17 protein-coding genes and 1 rRNA gene are annotated in these 15,566 nt (G+C 64.7%); 7 read left to right on the plus strand and 11 right to left on the minus strand.

Annotated features, from left to right (window positions below; all coding sequences use genetic code 11):
• Positions 1-10: 10 nt before the first annotated feature.
• The 9 genes from flgN to BLS61_RS08675 form a co-directional block, all read right to left on the minus strand.
• A complete protein-coding gene (gene flgN, locus BLS61_RS08635; RefSeq protein WP_090429851.1) occupies positions 11-457 on the minus strand; it encodes a flagellar protein FlgN in 447 nt (148 codons plus the stop codon).
• Positions 454-732, minus strand: coding sequence for a flagellar biosynthesis anti-sigma factor FlgM (flgM, locus tag BLS61_RS08640; protein ID WP_090429853.1), 279 nt, complete (start codon positions 730-732; stop codon positions 454-456). Before flgM ends, flgN begins: the two co-directional genes overlap by 4 nt.
• Before the next feature lie 76 nt (positions 733-808).
• The gene (locus BLS61_RS08645) at positions 809-1,234 is read right to left on the minus strand and encodes a flagellar FliJ family protein (protein ID WP_090429855.1); all 426 of its coding nucleotides are present in this window, start codon (positions 1,232-1,234) and stop codon (positions 809-811) included.
• On the minus strand, positions 1,231-2,547 hold the full coding sequence (gene fliI / locus BLS61_RS08650; protein ID WP_090429858.1) for a flagellar protein export ATPase FliI: 1,317 nt from the start codon (positions 2,545-2,547) through the stop codon (positions 1,231-1,233). Before fliI ends, BLS61_RS08645 begins: the two co-directional genes overlap by 4 nt.
• Positions 2,548-2,553: 6 nt before the next feature.
• Complete coding sequence (gene fliH / locus BLS61_RS08655; protein ID WP_090429860.1) at positions 2,554-3,246, minus strand: flagellar assembly protein FliH; 693 nt, start codon at positions 3,244-3,246, stop codon at positions 2,554-2,556.
• A 1-nt stretch (position 3,247) separates the two neighbouring features.
• Positions 3,248-4,312 (minus strand): FliG C-terminal domain-containing protein, encoded by a 1,065-nt coding sequence (locus BLS61_RS08660; protein WP_090429863.1) that lies wholly within the window; start codon positions 4,310-4,312, stop codon positions 3,248-3,250.
• Positions 4,287-5,966, minus strand: coding sequence for a flagellar basal-body MS-ring/collar protein FliF (gene fliF / locus BLS61_RS08665; RefSeq protein ID WP_090429865.1), 1,680 nt, complete (start codon positions 5,964-5,966; stop codon positions 4,287-4,289). The genes BLS61_RS08660 and fliF overlap by 26 nt, the downstream gene beginning before the upstream one ends.
• 19 nt (positions 5,967-5,985) lie before the next feature.
• Complete coding sequence (gene fliE / locus BLS61_RS08670; protein ID WP_090429867.1) at positions 5,986-6,321, minus strand: flagellar hook-basal body complex protein FliE; 336 nt, start codon at positions 6,319-6,321, stop codon at positions 5,986-5,988.
• Between the two features lie 11 nt (positions 6,322-6,332).
• Positions 6,333-7,742, minus strand: a complete 1,410-nt coding sequence (locus tag BLS61_RS08675) for a sigma-54 interaction domain-containing protein (protein ID WP_090429869.1) — start codon at positions 7,740-7,742, stop codon at positions 6,333-6,335.
• A 477-nt stretch (positions 7,743-8,219) separates the two neighbouring features.
• On the opposite strand from BLS61_RS08675, the gene BLS61_RS08680 reads away from it, so the two are divergent.
• From BLS61_RS08680 to flhA, 7 genes are read left to right on the plus strand one after another with little or no spacing between them, the layout of a single operon-like run.
• Entirely contained in the window at positions 8,220-9,059 is an 840-nt protein-coding gene (locus BLS61_RS08680) for a FliM/FliN family flagellar motor switch protein (RefSeq protein WP_090429871.1), read from the plus strand.
• Complete coding sequence (gene fliN, locus BLS61_RS08685; protein ID WP_012020174.1) at positions 9,056-9,427, plus strand: flagellar motor switch protein FliN; 372 nt, start codon at positions 9,056-9,058, stop codon at positions 9,425-9,427. Before BLS61_RS08680 ends, fliN begins: the two co-directional genes overlap by 4 nt.
• Complete coding sequence (gene fliP / locus BLS61_RS08690; RefSeq protein WP_090429873.1) at positions 9,427-10,179, plus strand: flagellar type III secretion system pore protein FliP; 753 nt, start codon at positions 9,427-9,429, stop codon at positions 10,177-10,179. Before fliN ends, fliP begins: the two co-directional genes overlap by 1 nt.
• Positions 10,180-10,191: 12 nt before the next feature.
• Positions 10,192-10,464 (plus strand): flagellar biosynthetic protein FliQ, encoded by a 273-nt coding sequence (locus BLS61_RS08695; protein WP_012020176.1) that lies wholly within the window; start codon positions 10,192-10,194, stop codon positions 10,462-10,464.
• A 3-nt stretch (positions 10,465-10,467) separates the two neighbouring features.
• Positions 10,468-11,262, plus strand: a complete 795-nt coding sequence (fliR, locus tag BLS61_RS08700; RefSeq protein ID WP_090429875.1) for a flagellar biosynthetic protein FliR — start codon at positions 10,468-10,470, stop codon at positions 11,260-11,262.
• Positions 11,255-12,388: a flagellar biosynthesis protein FlhB gene (gene flhB / locus BLS61_RS08705; protein ID WP_090429877.1), complete on the plus strand. Its 1,134-nt coding sequence runs from the start codon at positions 11,255-11,257 to the stop codon at positions 12,386-12,388. The genes fliR and flhB overlap by 8 nt, the downstream gene beginning before the upstream one ends.
• Before the next feature lie 3 nt (positions 12,389-12,391).
• On the plus strand, positions 12,392-14,488 hold the full coding sequence (gene flhA / locus BLS61_RS08710) for a flagellar biosynthesis protein FlhA (RefSeq protein ID WP_090429879.1): 2,097 nt from the start codon (positions 12,392-12,394) through the stop codon (positions 14,486-14,488).
• A 98-nt stretch (positions 14,489-14,586) separates the two neighbouring features.
• On the opposite strand, the gene BLS61_RS08715 is transcribed toward flhA, so the two are convergent.
• Entirely contained in the window at positions 14,587-14,928 is a 342-nt protein-coding gene (locus tag BLS61_RS08715) for a PilZ domain-containing protein (RefSeq protein WP_090429881.1), read from the minus strand.
• Positions 14,929-15,262: 334 nt separating this feature from the next.
• Positions 15,263-15,378: ribosomal RNA gene (gene rrf, locus BLS61_RS08720) — 5S ribosomal RNA — on the minus strand.
• Positions 15,379-15,566 lie beyond the last annotated feature (188 nt).

Raw genomic sequence — 15,566 nt, forward strand, 5'->3', positions numbered from 1 at the left:
GCCACACCACTCAATACGGCTGCGGCGTGTACAGCTGACCCGCGCCCGGCTCGCCGAGCAGTTGTTCGAGAATCTCGTGGTGCATGGCCAGCAACTTGCCGTTGCGCTCGTTGAGGCGCTTGCACTGGCCGGCCAGCTGGCCGAGCTGCTCCCAGGTATGTTCGAGGTGCTTGCGCTGGGCCTGTGGATAACGCGCCAGCAGCTTCTGCATCGCGCTATTGCCACTGCCCAGCTGGAAGGCAGCCAGCACCTTGCTGCGCCGTTCGGCGCGGGCCTTGGCCTGGTCGACCAGCGGCAGGATCTGCTCGTTAAGCAGGTCGATCTGCCGGCTGTCGCGCTTGAGCAACTGCTGATACAGCTCCTGCATCAGGCCGCGCAGGGCCAGGTAGTCGGCGCAGTCCTGCTCAAGGTCCTGCTCGACGATCAGAAGCAGCTGTTGCTCACGGCTGGTGGTCACGCATCGCTACCGCTGTGGTAGGTGAGCATGCTGCCGGCCAGCGCGGCCGGATCGCTGCTCAGCTCGCCGCGAGCCAGGGCGGCCTTGAGCTGGGCGACCTTGTCCAGATCGACCTCGGGCAGGCTGCGCAGGGCTTGCTGCAGTTGCTCCAGACGCGGCTCGGCGCTGGCCGCCGCACGCGAGGCGCTGCTGCTCTGCGCGCGGGCGCTCTGCACCTGCGCCGGGGCGTCGCTGGGCAGGTTGAGGCTGGGCTTGAGGTGCCTGCTGATTTCCATGATTCGAATCCAACTCGTGGTGTTATGGCCTAAGAGCGACCAGACGCGGCAAGGACTTAAACGCGTCGAAGAAAAATTAACTCACCTGCGCCCGCCACCAGGCCTGGGCGGCCAGGCCATCCTGAATCTTCTGCTCCTGGCGGGCAAGCAGCTCCTGCCATTCGCCCATCTTGCCTTCGAGAAACTGGCTGATGACCTTCTCGCTGCGCATCGCCGCCAGCAGCTCGCCCTGGATGCGTGCCAGGTTCTCCTCGGCCAGCGCCAGCTCGCGGCGCTGCAGTTCGACCATCTTGTACAGCGTCGCCTTGTAGCGCTGCTGGTTGTCGCGCTGCAGTGGCGTGGTCATCGGCACGCTGAAGCCGCACAGACGGCTGAGGCCGGTGATGTTGTTGCGGTAGCGCTGGCACAGGTTCTGCTGGTAGCTGACCCGGCCGAGCATCTGCTGCACCTTGCTGCCGCGCAAGCTGGCCAGGCGTCCGAGCACTTCGATCTGCTGTTTCATTTGATGATGCCCTGCAAGGTGGCGATGCTGGCGCCGAGCTCGGCGCCGCTGCCGACCTCCTGGCGCAGGAAGCGTTCGAGGCTGGGCGCCAGCTGCACGGCGCGGTCGGTCTTGGCGTCCATGCCCGGGGTGTAGCCGCCCAGCGGGATCAGCTCCTTGATCTTTTCATAGGTGCTGTAGAACTCCTTGAACTGGCGCGCCGCGCCGATATGCGCGGGCTCGCCGACCTGGCTCATGCAGCGGCTGACCGAGGCGGAAATGTCGATGGCCGGGTAGTGGCCGACATCGGCCAGGCGCCTTGAGAGCACGATATGCCCGTCGAGGATGGCGCGCGCGCAGTCGACGATCGGGTCCTGGTGGTCGTCGCCCTCGGCCAGCACGGTATAGATGGCGCTGAGGCTGCCACTGCCGCTCTCGCCGTTGCCGGCGCTCTCCACCAGTTCCGGCAGCATGCCGAACACCGAAGGCGGATAGCCCTTGGTCGCCGGCGGCTCGCCGAGGGCCAGGGCGATCTCGCGCTGGGCCATGGCGTAGCGGGTCAACGAGTCGACCAGCAGCAGCACGTCCTGGCCCTGGTCGCGGAAATAGGCGGCGATGCTGTGGCACAGCTCGGTGGCCTTCAGGCGCATCAGCGGCGATTCATTGGCCGGCGCCACCACCACCACGGCCTTGCGCAACCCCTCCTCGCCAAGGGAATGCAGGAGAAATTCCTGCACCTCGCGGCCGCGCTCGCCGATCAGCCCGACCACCACCACGTCGGCCTTGGTCTGCCGGGTGATCATGCCCAGCAGCACGCTCTTGCCCACCCCGGAACCGGCGAACAGGCCGACACGCTGGCCCTTGCCGAGGGTCAGCAGGGCGTTGATGGCGCGCACGCCGACATCCAGCGCAGCCTCCACCGGACGACGCTTGAGCGGGTTGACCCTGGGCAACTCGACCGGCAGCGGGTCGCGCCCGGAGAGCTTACCGCGCTCGTCCAGCGGTTCGCCGAGGCCGTTGACCACCCGGCCGAGCCAGGACTCGTCGATCTGCAGCAACGCCTCGTCCTTGGCCGGGAATACCCGTGAGCCGGCGGCCAGGCCGACCGGCTTCTTGAACGGCATCAGGTAGGTGATATCGCGGTTGAAGCCGACCACCTGGGCATCCAGCAGGCTGCCGTCGGCCTGCTCGACGCGGCAGCGCTGGCCGGTGCTGCGCTGGCAGCCGAGGCTTTCCAGGAGCATGCCGGAGACCCGCACCAGGCGCCCGGCCACCTTGGCCAGCTGCACGCCGTCGAGCGAGCGCAGCGCTTCGTCGAGCTTGTAATCCAGCATGCGCGATCAGGCCTCGGTCAGATGCAGGTGTTCGGCCAGGGTGTCGATGCAGGCATCCAGGCGCTGCTGACAGCCCACGTCGGCTTCGGCCTGCGGCGTGACCACGCGGCACTCGCCCAGGGCCAGACGCTCGTCGGCCACCAGCTTCCAGCCGGCCGCGCGCTCCGGCGCCAGCGCCTTGATCCGCGCGTATTCCTCGGGGCTGAGCAGCACCTGCACGTCTTCGGGCTCGCCCGGCATGCTGGTCAGGGCTTCCTCCACCAGCGCCAGCAACTGGGTCGGATGCAGCGTGAGTTCGCAGCGGATGACCTGCTGCGACACCTTCTTCACCAGTTCCAGCAGTTCCTGGCGGCGCTTGTGCTCCAGCTCGCCCAGGTACTGCTCGAGCGTTTGGCTGATCCGCTCCAGTGGCTGCGCGGCCAGCTCGAATTCGCGCCGTCCTTCATTGCGGCCGTCCTCACGGCCCAGGCGCAGGCCCTCGGCCCGACCCTGCTCGAAGCCGGCCTGGCGTCCGGCTTCCTCGCCCTGCTGCAGACCGTCCTGGTAGCCCTTCTCGATGCCCTGCTGAAAGCCGTCGGCCATGACCCGCTGCAGGCCGGCGGCATCGCCGCTCCAGTCCACTGCCGGCTGGCTGCTGCGCGGCGGAAAGCGGTAGGCGCGCCACTGGCGGGTATCGCCCCTGATCACCTTGACCGTCATCTCATTCCACCGTCTGTTCGCGGAACAGCTGCACCTGCAGCTCGCCGCTGGCCGACATTTCCCGCACCACGGCCATGATGTCCTTGCGCACCTGCTCGACGCGGCTCAATGGCACCGGACCCTGACGCCGGTTGATCGATTCCATCTGCTGCGCCTGGCGCTTGGGCATGGCGCCGGTGATGGCGCGCACCAGCTCGGGCTCGGCGCCCTTGAGGGCGACCACCCATTCCTCCAGCGGCACCGCCTCGAGCAGTGCCTGCAGCACGTCCTGGTTCTGCCGCGAGAGGATGAAGAAGTCGTACATTTCGTCCTCGATGCGCTCCACCAGCTGGTCGTCGTGGGCGCGCAGCAGTTCGAACATCTGCCCGCGGTCGCCCTTGAAGCGGTTCATGATGTCCGCCGCCTGCTTGATGCCGCGCACCTGCGAGCCCTGGGTGCTGAGCACGGTCAGGCTGCGCTCGATCAGTTGCTCCAGCTCGGCGATGACGTCGCTGTTGACCTCGCTGAGGTTGGCGATGCGGTACAAGAGTTCGTCCTGGCGCTCCTTGGGCATGCACTCGAGCACCTCGCTGGCCATGCCCGGCGGCAGGAAGGCGAGGAACACCGCCTGCATCTGCGCGTGTTCCTTGGCGATCAGCGCAGCGAACTGCTTCGGGTCGAGCCACTCCATCTTGGCCATCTTGGCGCGAATCTCCTCGCCGTAGATGCTGTCGAGCAGCGAACGGGTGATCTCGCTGCCCAACGCCTTGCTGAGCATGCCGGCCAGGTAGCCGCGCGAGGCGCCCTTGATGCTGCTCTGCTCCTTGTAGTCCTCGAAAAAGCGGCCGATCACGTCGGAGACCATCGGCTGCTTGACGTTGGACAGGCGCGCCATGGCCTGGCTGATGGCGACGATTTCCTCGCGCGAGAAGTGGCGGAGCACGCCGGCGGAAATCTCGTCGCCCATGCTCAGCATGAGGATGGCCGCCTGCTCGGACGAACTCAGCGAGCGATTCTGCACGCGCATGCGCATTTCCTTGGCGGTGGAACCACCGCGGCCATCAGGCTGGGTTGAGGTCTCGCTCATTGCGTCCTATCCATTGTTTGATGACTTCCGAGACGCGCTCGGGATCGTTCTTGGCCAACATCTGCAGGTGTTCGATCTGTAGCTCCAGGCCCGAGCCTGGCGCCGGCAGACGGATCTCCGAGAGCGGGCTGAGCTCGCCGAGCACCGTGGCGCCCGGCTGCTCGTCGCCGACGCGGGCCAGCAGGCGCTCGGCAGCACGCTCGGCGTGCAGGGCAAGCGGATCATCGCCGTCGACCGCCGCCGGTAAGCCCGGCTGGCTGCGCTGGGTCAGGCTGCGCACTGCGGGACGCACCACCATCAGCAACAGCAGCAGGCTGATCAGGGCGAACACGCCGAGCTTGGCCAGCTCGTGCACCTTGGCGTTTTCCCACCAGGGCAACGCCTCGCCCTGCGCCACATCCGCGCCGGCAGCGGTGAAGGGAAATACGCTCAGAGTGAGCAGGTCGCCACGCGCCTGGTTGAAGCCCACGGCGCTCTTGACCATGGCTTCCAGCTCGGCGCGCGCCTCGGTGCTCCAGCCGCCCTCGGGCGCCGCCGCGGCGTTGAGCACCACGGCAATGCTCTGCTGGCGCAGGCCGAATGGCGCGTGCTTGACGTGGGTGACGCTCTGGTCGTAATCGAGCTGGCGATTGGATTCCTTGCGCAGCGAGGTGGCCGCCTTGTTGGCCGCCTCGCCCTCGGCCGGCGGCTGGCCTTCGGCCGGCTCCGGTGCAGGCTGCGGCGGGCGGTTGGCCAGCGAGCCGGGCACGCCGAGGGCCAGCTGGTCGAGCACACTTTCGTCGCGCAGCACTTCGTTGCGCAGGCGCGGGTTCTCGCCGTAGGCCTGGAAGGTCTCTTCCTTCTGGCTGAAATCGATATCGGCGGCGACGCTGATGCGGTAGTTGCCATTACCCAGGACCGGCGCCAGCACCGCCTCGGCGTTGGCCACCGCCTTGTTCTGGTAGTCGTCCACCACCTGCCAGTTCTGCACCGGACCGCCGAGCGCATCGATGCCGCGCGACAGCAGCGCGCCGTACTGATCGACCACCTGCACGTTGGCCGCATCGAGCTGCGGCACGCTGCCGGCCACCAGATTGACGATGGCGCTGACCTGCTCCGGCGCCAGCTTGTAGCCGGGCGCCAGCTGCAACATCACCGAGGCCTTGCCCGGCTCGCGCTTGCCGACCACGAAGGAGCTGCTCTCCTGCAGCGCCAGGTGCACACGCGCACCTTCCACGCCCTTGAGCGCCATCACCGTGCGCGCCAGCTCGCCCTCCAGGCTGCGCTTGAGGCGCACGTCCTGAACGAACTGGCTGGTACCCAGCGGCTCGTCCTTGTCGAACAATTCGTAGCCGGCCGGCACCTTGACCTGCACGCCCTTGGCCGCCAGCAGCATGCGCGCGCGGCCGAGCTGATCCTCGCGCACCAGCACCTGGCCGCTCTGCGGGTGCAGGCGGTAGGCGATGGCATCGCCATCGAGCACCTGCATCACCTCGGCGGCCGGGTAGGCCTCGCCGGTTCCGTAAAGGGGGCGGTAGGAACCCTGGTCACGCCACAGGTAGAACACCACGCCAACGGCCAGCAGCGCAGCGATCAGCGCCAGGCCGATCAGGCTCATGCGCGGGTCGAGTTTCAGCCCGGTTTCGGGCAGCTTGCTTCTTATGGTCTGCAGCACGCGTCAGTCCCCGGTCCGCTTACAGCGGCATCTTCATGATGTCGTCGAAGGCGCTGGATAGCTTGTTGCGCACCTGCATCAGGGCGCTGAAGGAGACGCTGGCCTTCTGGCTCTCGATCATCGCGCCGACCAGATCGTCGCTCTGGCCGCTGTCCACGGCCGCCATCAGCGCAGCGGAACGATGCTGCCGGGCATCCACCGCGCGCACCGCGTCGTCGAAGGCGGCGGCGAAGCCCGCCTCGCCAGTCTGCCCGGCGAACGCCTGCGCCGGCTTGATCGGCGCCGCTTCGCCGAGGTTCTTCAACTGCTCCATTCGGCCCAGCAGGTCCTGCTGCACCTGACTAATCGAGTTCATCCTACGGTCTCCTAGACGGGAATCTGTACGCCCTGCTCGCGCATGGCGTTGAGGCGATAGCGCAGTGCGCGCGGGGTCATGCCGAGGCTCTCGGCGGCCTTGGTCTTGTGTCCGCCGAAACGGCGGATGGTGTCGATCACATGCTGGTACTCGGCCCACTTGCCGCTGGCGCGCAGGGCCGCCTTGCCACCTTCGAGCACCTGCGGCTGCAGACGCGGCGCCAGCTCCGGCGCGCTGCTCACGGGCACGCTCAGGCCCAGGTCCTGAGCCTGGATATACAGGCCATTGCGCAGGATCAGCGCGCGCTGCAGGCAGTTCTCCAGTTCGCGCACGTTGCCCGGCCAGTCATGCGCCAGCAGCGCGCGGCAGGCATCTTCGGTGAGCAGTTCGTGGCGCGCGTCCTGCGGCGCGTACTGGCGAATGAAGCGGCGCGCCAGCGGCAGCACGTCTTCCTTGCGCTCGCGCAGCGGGCTGATGTGCAGCGGCAGCACGTCGAGGCGGAACATCAGGTCTGCGCGGAAACGGCCTTCGGCTACTTCCTGCTGGAGGTCACGGTTGGTGGCGGCGATGATGCGCACGTCGAGGGCGATTTCGCGGCGCCCGCCCAGGCGCTCGACGCGCTGCTCCTGCAGCACCCGCAGCAGCTTGGCCTGCAGGCCAAGCGGCAGTTCACCGATCTCGTCGAGCAGCAGGGTGCCGCCGTTGGCCAGCTCGAACTTGCCCGGCTGGGCGCTGACCGCACCGGTGAAGGCGCCCTTCTCATGACCGAAAAGAATGGATTCGAGCATCTGCTCGGGGATAGCCGCGCAGTTCACGGCAATGAAGGGGGCCTCGCCGCTGGCCGAGAAGCGGTGGATGTAGCGCGCCATCAGCTCCTTGCCGGTGCCAGTCTCGCCGGTGATCAGAATCGGCGCGCGGGTCATGGCCACGCGCTGGGCCATGGCCAGCAGGCGGCGGCCGGCCTGCGAGCAGGACACGAAGCCCTCCTCGCCGGAGCTGGCCGACTCCTGACGACGCAGCAGCGCACTGAGCTGGGCTTCGCTGAACGGCGCCAGCAGATAATCGACACAGCCCAGTTCGAGCAACGCGGCGGCCTTTTCCTGATCGGCATATTCCACGACCGGCACCACACCGACACGCCCGACCTGACGCAGGATGGCGCCCACCTGTGCATAGAGGGTGTTGCCGGCCAGGCTGCTGACGAACACCAGCACCAGGCTGGCCTCTTCCAGCGCGGCCGGGTCCAGCTCCAGGCAACTGGCGAAACGACGCACAGGAAAGCCGCGACGCTGCAGGCCGCCGGTCAGCAGGCGCTCGCTGGCGGCATCGGCCTGACCGATCACGACTATATGTTGCTGCCCCAGCTGTTCATCGAACAGCTCGTCGCAGGCGTAACTTACCGTTTGAGTTGAATGCTTCAAGGTAAATCACCCGATGTCTTTCATGAGCCCGGCGGCGGCATTCGACCTCTGTGCAAAACTGCCAAGTAGATGACAGATTTTTTTCACCAGGCCCCTTAATCTTTCGAAACTTCCCGTCGCCCTTATCGGTCAACTTCGGCAGCACTTGTCTGCGTGACATCCATGCGTGCGACGGATCACGGCGCGGACGTTAACAAGCGCACAGAAGATCGCCGAATTACTTGCTGTTATTTCCTATCAATGCTGGCAAGCCGCCATCAAAGACAGCAATTGATATCTATTGATTTAATTTCCCGCCCTCCCTCCGCCTAGACTTCCCCCCGTCATCACTGGCCTGCAGCGCTGTGCCCGGGTGATTTCGACGCCATGGCCGCAGCGATACCGCCGCAGCCCGCCGGCACATCAAAACGTCCTCTGCACGCCCAGCGAATGGCTCGCTGGTGCACCGCAGTTACAACCAGGAATACAGCCCACAACATGACCGGGATTAAAAAAGTCCTTCATGGCGTGCCCGCCGACAGTCTGACCCGGTTGAAACCGCAGAAACTTGGCCGGCACTACCACAAGATTCCCCACTATATTCGCGAGCTCTCCAGCAAATACCCGCGCATCATCAGCGACTACTTTCTGCGCAACTATCGAATCAATCTCGAGTTGCTCCGGGTCGAGGTGCACGAGCAAGTCGATAAAGAAGCCGAGTGCCTTTATCGCTCGCCCCTGGGCAAGGTCGGTTTCGCCATCGACCGCGCCCTGCTGACCGAAGCGCTGGAGTGCTACTACGGCGGCACCTGCCTGCCCAACCACGAAGCGCCGCCGGTGAGCACCTCGGAACAGCGCATGCGTACGCGCCTGGGCCTGGACATCAGCCAGCTGTTCGCCCGCTCGATTCTCGCCGGGCAGACCTTCGGCAAGCTCGAGCCGTACGACAACGCCTATGACGAGACCACCTGGGAATACGTGGCGCAGTTCCACTTCACCAGCCACATCACCGGCAGCCAGGCATCGATCTTCATCTATCTGGATACGCAACTGGTCGATGAGCTGACCAGCCGCCTGACGCCCCCGGCACCGGTGGCCCAGAGCGGCAGTTCGCTCAACCAGATTCGCCAGTTGCCGGTGCGCCTGGACTGCGTGGTGGCCAGCCTGCAGATGCCGCTGGCCCAGGTGCTGGCCCTGCGCCCCGGCGACATCCTGCCGATGCGCCTGCTGGAGCGCTGCGAGGTGCAGATCAACCAGCAGAAGCTGTTTCGCGGCGCCATCTTCGAAGACGACGGCTCCTTGTTCCTGACTTCTCTTGAGAGCGTGAAGACCCCATGAGCAGCCCCATTTCCGATAACGATTTCGACAGCCTGATCAACGATGCCGGTCTCAACCTCGACGAGCCCGTCAGCGAGCCCGTCGCGGAACAGGCACCGGCCAGCCTGCCGCAGCAGGACCTGAGCTTCTTCGGCAAGATTCCGGTCAACGTCACCCTGGAGGTGGCCTCCACCGAGATCACCCTCAAGGAGCTGATGGACGTCGACGCCGGCAGCGTGATCGCCCTCGACAAGCTGGCCGGCGAACCGCTGGACGTGAAGGTCAACGGTGCGCTGTTCGCCAAGGCCGAGGTGGTGGTGATGAACGGCAACTACGGCCTGCGCATCGTCGAGCTGTCCGGCAGCGGCCTCAGCGGGCTGGGCGTGTGATGCTGCGCCGGCTGCTGCAGCTCGGCCTGCTGCTGGCGGCCCTGTGCTGCCCGCTGCTGGCTCATGCCGCCGGCGGCGATATCACCCTGTTCAACTTCAACGATACCGAAGACGGCCAGACCCTCAGCGTCAAGCTGCAGATCCTGCTGATCATGACGCTGCTGGGCTTCCTCCCGGCCATGTTGATGATGATGACCTGCTTCACCCGCTTCATCATCGTCCTGGCCATCCTGCGCCAGGCCATCGGCCTGCAGCAGAGCCCGCCCAACCCGGTGCTGATCGGCATCGCCCTGTGCCTCACCCTGCTGGTAATGCGCCCGGTGTGGCAGGAGATGTACACCGAGGCCTATGTGCCCTTCGAAGCCGACCAGATCAGCCTCGAGCAGGGGCTGGGCGAAGGCAAACGCATCATCAGCCAGTTCATGTTGGCGCAGACCAGCAAGAACTCGCTGGAAACCCTGGTCGCCCTGGCCGGCGAAGAGCTGCCTGAGGACCTCGCCCAGCTGGACTTTTCCCTGCTGCTGCCGGCCTTCGTACTGAGCGAGCTGAAGACCGCCTTCCAGCTCGGCTTCATGATCTTCGTACCCTTTCTGGTGATCGACCTGGTGGTGGCCAGCGTACTCATGGCGATGGGCATGATGATGCTGTCGCCGATGATGATCTCGCTGCCGTTCAAGCTGCTGGTGTTCGTCCTGGTGGACGGCTGGACGCTGCTGGTCGGCACCCTCACCACCAGTATCCAGCCCTATTAGCGAGGCCTTGCGATGCTCACGCCCGAACACGCCGCCCAGCTGGTGGCTCACGCCGTCTACATCACCGGTCTGATCGTCTGCGTGCTGGTGGTGCCGAGTCTGCTCGGCGGCCTGCTGGTGAGCATTTTCCAGGCGGCCACGCAGATCAACGAACAGATGCTCAGCTTCCTCCCGCGCCTGCTGATCACCCTGGCGATGCTGGTGTTCGCCGGTCACTGGATCCTGCGCACGCTGGGGGATCTGTTCATCGAAACCTTCAAGCAGGCCGGGCATCTGGTGGGCTGAAGCATGTCCGAACCCATGCTGCATGCCAGCCAGTATCTGACCAGCCTGCAGGCCTACTGGTGGCCGTTCTGCCGCATTCTGGCGCTGCTCAGCATGGCGCCCTTGTTCAACCACAAGGCAGTATCGGTACGCGTGCGCATCCTGCTCGCCCTGGCGCTGACGGTGGCATTGGGTGCGGCATTGCCGGACATGCCACCGATCGACCCGCTGTCGCTGAAAGGGCTGATGACCGCACTGGAACAGATCGCCTTCGGTGTGCTGCTGGGCCTGACCCTGCAACTGGTGTTCACCATCTTCATGCTGGTCGGCGAGGTGGTGTCGACGCAGATGGGCATGAGCATGGCGCGCTACAACGATCCGGTGAACGGCGTGTCGTCGTCATCGATCGTCTATCAGCTGTACTTCATCCTGCTGGTGCTGCTGTTCTTCGCCATCGACGGCCATCTGGTCACCGTCAGCGTGCTGTACCAGAGCTTCCTGTTCTGGCCGGTGGGCAGCGGTCTGCATTACCTGGGCGCGCAGAGCTTCGTTCAGGCCTTCGCCTGGGTATTGGCCGCCGCCGTGCTGGTGACCCTGCCGATCGTGTTCTGCCTGACCCTGGTGCAGTTCTGCTTCGGCCTGCTCAACCGCATTTCGCCGGCGATGAACCTGTTTTCCCTGGGCTTTCCCATTAGCATCCTGATGGGCCTGCTGTGCATTTACCTGACCCTGCCCAACCTGCCGGACAGCTACCTGCACCTGACCCGCGAACTGCTCAACGGCATCGGCGTGATCCTGCGCGAGGGCGGCGATGTCTGAGCAGAACAGCGGCCAGGAAAAGACGGAAGAGGCCTCCGCGCACAAACTGAAGAAGAGCAAGGACGACGGCCAGGTCGCGCGCTCCAAGGACCTGTCGACCACCATCTCGCTGCTCGCCACCCTGTTCATCCTCAAGTTCAGTGCCGGACTGTTCCTCGAGGGGCTGAGCGACAGCTTCCGCCTGTCCTATATCCAGTTCGGCCACAGCGAGATCGGCCTGGACGACCTCGACACCCTACTCGGCTACAACATGCTGGTGTTCATCAAGCTGCTGGCACCGATGCTGCTCACCTCCGTGCTGGTGGTGGCGTTGTCGCTGGTACCGGGCGGCTGGGTGTTCTCGGCGAAGAACTTCGCGCCGAAGCTGAGCAAGCTCAACCCCATCACCGGCCTGGGGCGGATCTTCTCCGCGCAGAACTGGAGCGAGCTGCTCAAGTCGGTGCTCAAGGTGCTGGTGCTGCTCGGCGTCGGTTACGTGCTGGTGCGTGCCGCATTGCCCGAGCTGATCGCCCTGCAGCGCAGCAGCGTGCCGCAGGCGATCTCGGCCGCACTGAACCTGACCTTCAACCTGATCCTCTGCCTGATGCTGGTGTTCGTGCTGTTTTCCTTCATCGACATACCGTTGCAGCGCTACTTCTTCCTCAAGAAGCTGCGCATGACCAAGCAGGAGCGCAAGGAAGAGCACAAGAACCAGGAGGGCCGTCCAGAGGTCAAGGCGCGCATCAAGCAGCTGCAGCGGCAGATGCTGCAACGGCAGATCAGCAAGGTGATCAAGAACGCCGACGTGGTCATCGTCAACCCGACGCACTATGCCGTGGCGCTCAAGTACGACAGCAAGAAAGCCGCCGCCCCCTTCGTGCTGGCCAAGGGCGTCGACGAGACCGCGCTGTACATGCGCCAGATGGCGGCCAAGCACGAGCTCGAGGTGGTGGAGATTCCACCGCTGGCGCGCGCCATCTACTTCACCACCCAGATCAACCAGCAGATCCCGGCCCCGCTCTACACCGCAGTGGCCCACGTGCTGACCTACATCCTGCAGCTCAAGGCCTGGCGCCAGGGCCGCAGAAGCAAGCCACAACTGGCGAGCAACCTCCCGATTCCCGACAGCTTGGCCAACAGGGGCTGATCCATGAACCTACTGCAGCAACTCGCGCCCACCTTCCGCAGCGGCCGCATCGGCATTCCGGTGCTGATCCTGTCGATCCTGGCCATGGTCATCCTGCCGCTGCCACCGGTGCTGCTCGATGCCCTGTTCACCTTCAACATCGCCATGGCCATCCTGGTGCTGCTGGTCAGCGTGTCGTCGAAAAGCCCGCTGGATTTCTCCCTGTTCCCCACGGTGATCCTGATCACCACCCTGCTGCGTCTGTGCCTGAACGTCGCCTCCACCCGCGTGGTGCTGCTTGAGGGTCATACGGGTACCGGTGCGGCGGGCAAGGTGATCGAGTCGTTCGGCGAGGTGGTGATCGGCGGCAACTTCATCGTCGGCCTGGTGGTGTTCGTGATCCTGATGATCATCAACTTCATCGTCATCACTAAGGGCGGCGAGCGTATCTCCGAGGTCACCGCACGCTTCACCCTGGACGCCCTGCCGGGCAAGCAGATGGCCATCGACGCCGACCTCAACGCCGGCCTGATCGAGCAGAACGAAGCCAAGCGCCGCCGCGCCGAAGTGGCCAAGGAAGCCGACTTCTACGGGGCCATGGACGGCGCCTCGAAGTTCGTCCGCGGCGATGCCATCGCCGGCATCCTGATCCTGCTGATCAACCTGTTCGGCGGCTTCGCCATCGGCCTGTTCGTCTACGACCTGGGCGCCGGCCAGGCTTTCCAGCAGTACGCCCTGCTGACCATCGGTGACGGCCTGGTGGCGCAGATCCCGGCGCTGCTGCTGTCCACCGCGGCTGCGATCATCGTCACGCGGATCAACGAGTCCTCGGACATCACCGATCAGGTGCACCGCCAGCTGCTGGCCCAGCCGGCGCTGCTCTACACCGTGGCCGGCATTCTCTTCACCCTGGCCCTGGTGCCGGGCATGCCGCACCTGGCCTTCATCAGCTTCGCCGCGCTGGTGGCCTTCGTCGCCTGGATGGTGGCGCGCAACGGCCCGCCCAAGGAAGCCGCCAGCCTCGAACAGGTCGAGGCGCTGGGCAAGGCGATGGAACAGGAGCGTGCGCAGAATCTGGTATGGGAAGACATCCCGCTGGTGGAGCGGCTGTCGGTATCGCTGGGCTACAAGCTGGTCGGCCTGGTCAACGAGGCCGCCGGTGCGCCGCTGACCCAGCGCGTGCGCGGGGTGCGCCAGACCCTCTCGGAAAGCCTGGGCTTCCTCCTGCCCGAGGTGCATATCCGCGACAGCCTGCGCCTGAAAGCCTCGCAGTACAGTATCCAGATCAATGGCGAGAAGATCGACGGCGCCGAGCTGCATGCCGACCGCATGATGGCCATCCCCTCGCCGGAGCTGTACGGCGAGATCGACGGTATCCTCGGCGTCGACCCGGCCTATCGCATGCAGGTGGTGTGGATTCAGCCGGAGGACAAGGCGCGTGCGCTGAATCTCGGCTACCAGGTGATCGACTGTGCCAGCGTGATCGCCACGCACCTGAACAAGGTGATCCGTGAGCACCTGCCGGACGTATTCAAGCACGACGATGTCGACCATCTGATGCAACGCCTGCAGTTGCAGGCGCCGAAGCTGGCCGAGAGTCTGAAGAACCAGCTCAGCTACACCCAGCAGCACCGCGTCTACCGCCAGCTGCTGCAGGAGCAGGTGCCACTCAAGGATATCGTCACCATCGCCACCACCCTGCTGGAAGCCAGCGAGTCGACCAAGGATCCGGTGCTGCTGGCGTCCGACGTGCGCTACGCGCTGCGCCGCAGCATCGTCGGCATGATCGCCGGCGAGCGGCAGGAGCTGTCGGTATTCATCCTCGAGAATGCGCTGGAGAATACCCTGCTCAATGCCCTGGCCATCGCCCAACAGGCCGGTCCGGTGAGCCTGGACAATATCCCGGTGGAGCCGAGCCTGCTCAACCAGCTGCAGAACACCATGCCGGTGGTGAAGGAAAAACTGCGCAAGGACGGCCACCCACCGATCCTTACCGTCATGCCGCAGCTACGCCCGCTGCTGGCGCGTTACGCCCGGGTGTTCAGCCCCGGCCTGCACGTGCTGTCGCAGAACGAGATTCCGGACCGGGTCGGGGTCAATATCCTCGGTACGCTGGGCTGATCGCAGAGCTTTTGTCGTAGGGTGGATGGCGCTTTCCGCATCCACCTGCTGCGACTTCTCCCGTAGCCTCTCACGCACTCCGCTCGCCATAGCTCACGCTATACCTGCTCCTTGCGCTTGTTGCGCATCCCCTCGATCAGACGCACATAGGCCGGCGCCTCACCGACCACGGCCAGACCTGCCTCGAAGAAGCCGGTACGGCTGTTCTCCTGTGCCCACTGGCAGATCATGTCCACGTCCACCTGACGCATCTCGCCGTCACGGTCGCGCATGCGTACGCACAGCTTCAGCTCGCTACCTGGTTCGACGAGGCTGTCGCCGAGCAACTTCATTCCGCATTCCGATACGTCACCGGCGTAACCGATCAACGTATCGCGCTCACGGTCGCTGATCTTGATACGAAAGGTGGAACGGAAGGTGATACGGCTCGATTGACGCATAGGAAAAGGCCTTAGTGCTAGCCACGTCTGATGGGATCGCGAGAATCAGGCCTTATCAATCGCAATCATTCGAAGCGAAGTCGCGCATTGATAGCCTGTGATTCATCAACGCAAGGCGACCATAGCGTGCAGAGACTTAAATCTGGGGCGAGTGCTGATGCCCTGTAGGAGCGAGCTCTGCTCGCGAAGCGTCAGCGAATCACCATAGGGTGCGCCATGCGCACCTTCGTAACCGCGTCATTGTCGATGCGCGCAGCGCACCCTACGCGCACTGTTTTCCCGAGCGCAAAGAAGAAACCCCAGACCGCTAAGCGATCTGGGGTTTCGTATAGGAGCTTGACGATGACCTACTCTCACATGGTGAAGCACCACACTACCATCGGCGATGCGTCGTTTCACTTCTGAGTTCGGGATGGGATCAGGTGGTTCCAACGCTCTATGGTCGTCAAGCAATTCGGTTGGGATGTCGCGGTTAGGCGCTATCCCTTGGATACGTGATAGAGGCTTGTAGCGCTCGCAAATTTTCGGCTTTCTGTCGACTTCACCATCGACACCCTCTGCTGTGAGAGCAGATTGTTTGGGTGTTATATGGTCAAGCCTCACGGGCAATTAGTATGGGTTAGCTCAACGCCTCACAG

It is taken from the genome of Ectopseudomonas guguanensis, assembly GCF_900104265.1.
GTDB classification, from domain to species: Bacteria; Pseudomonadota; Gammaproteobacteria; order Pseudomonadales; family Pseudomonadaceae; genus Aquipseudomonas; species Aquipseudomonas guguanensis.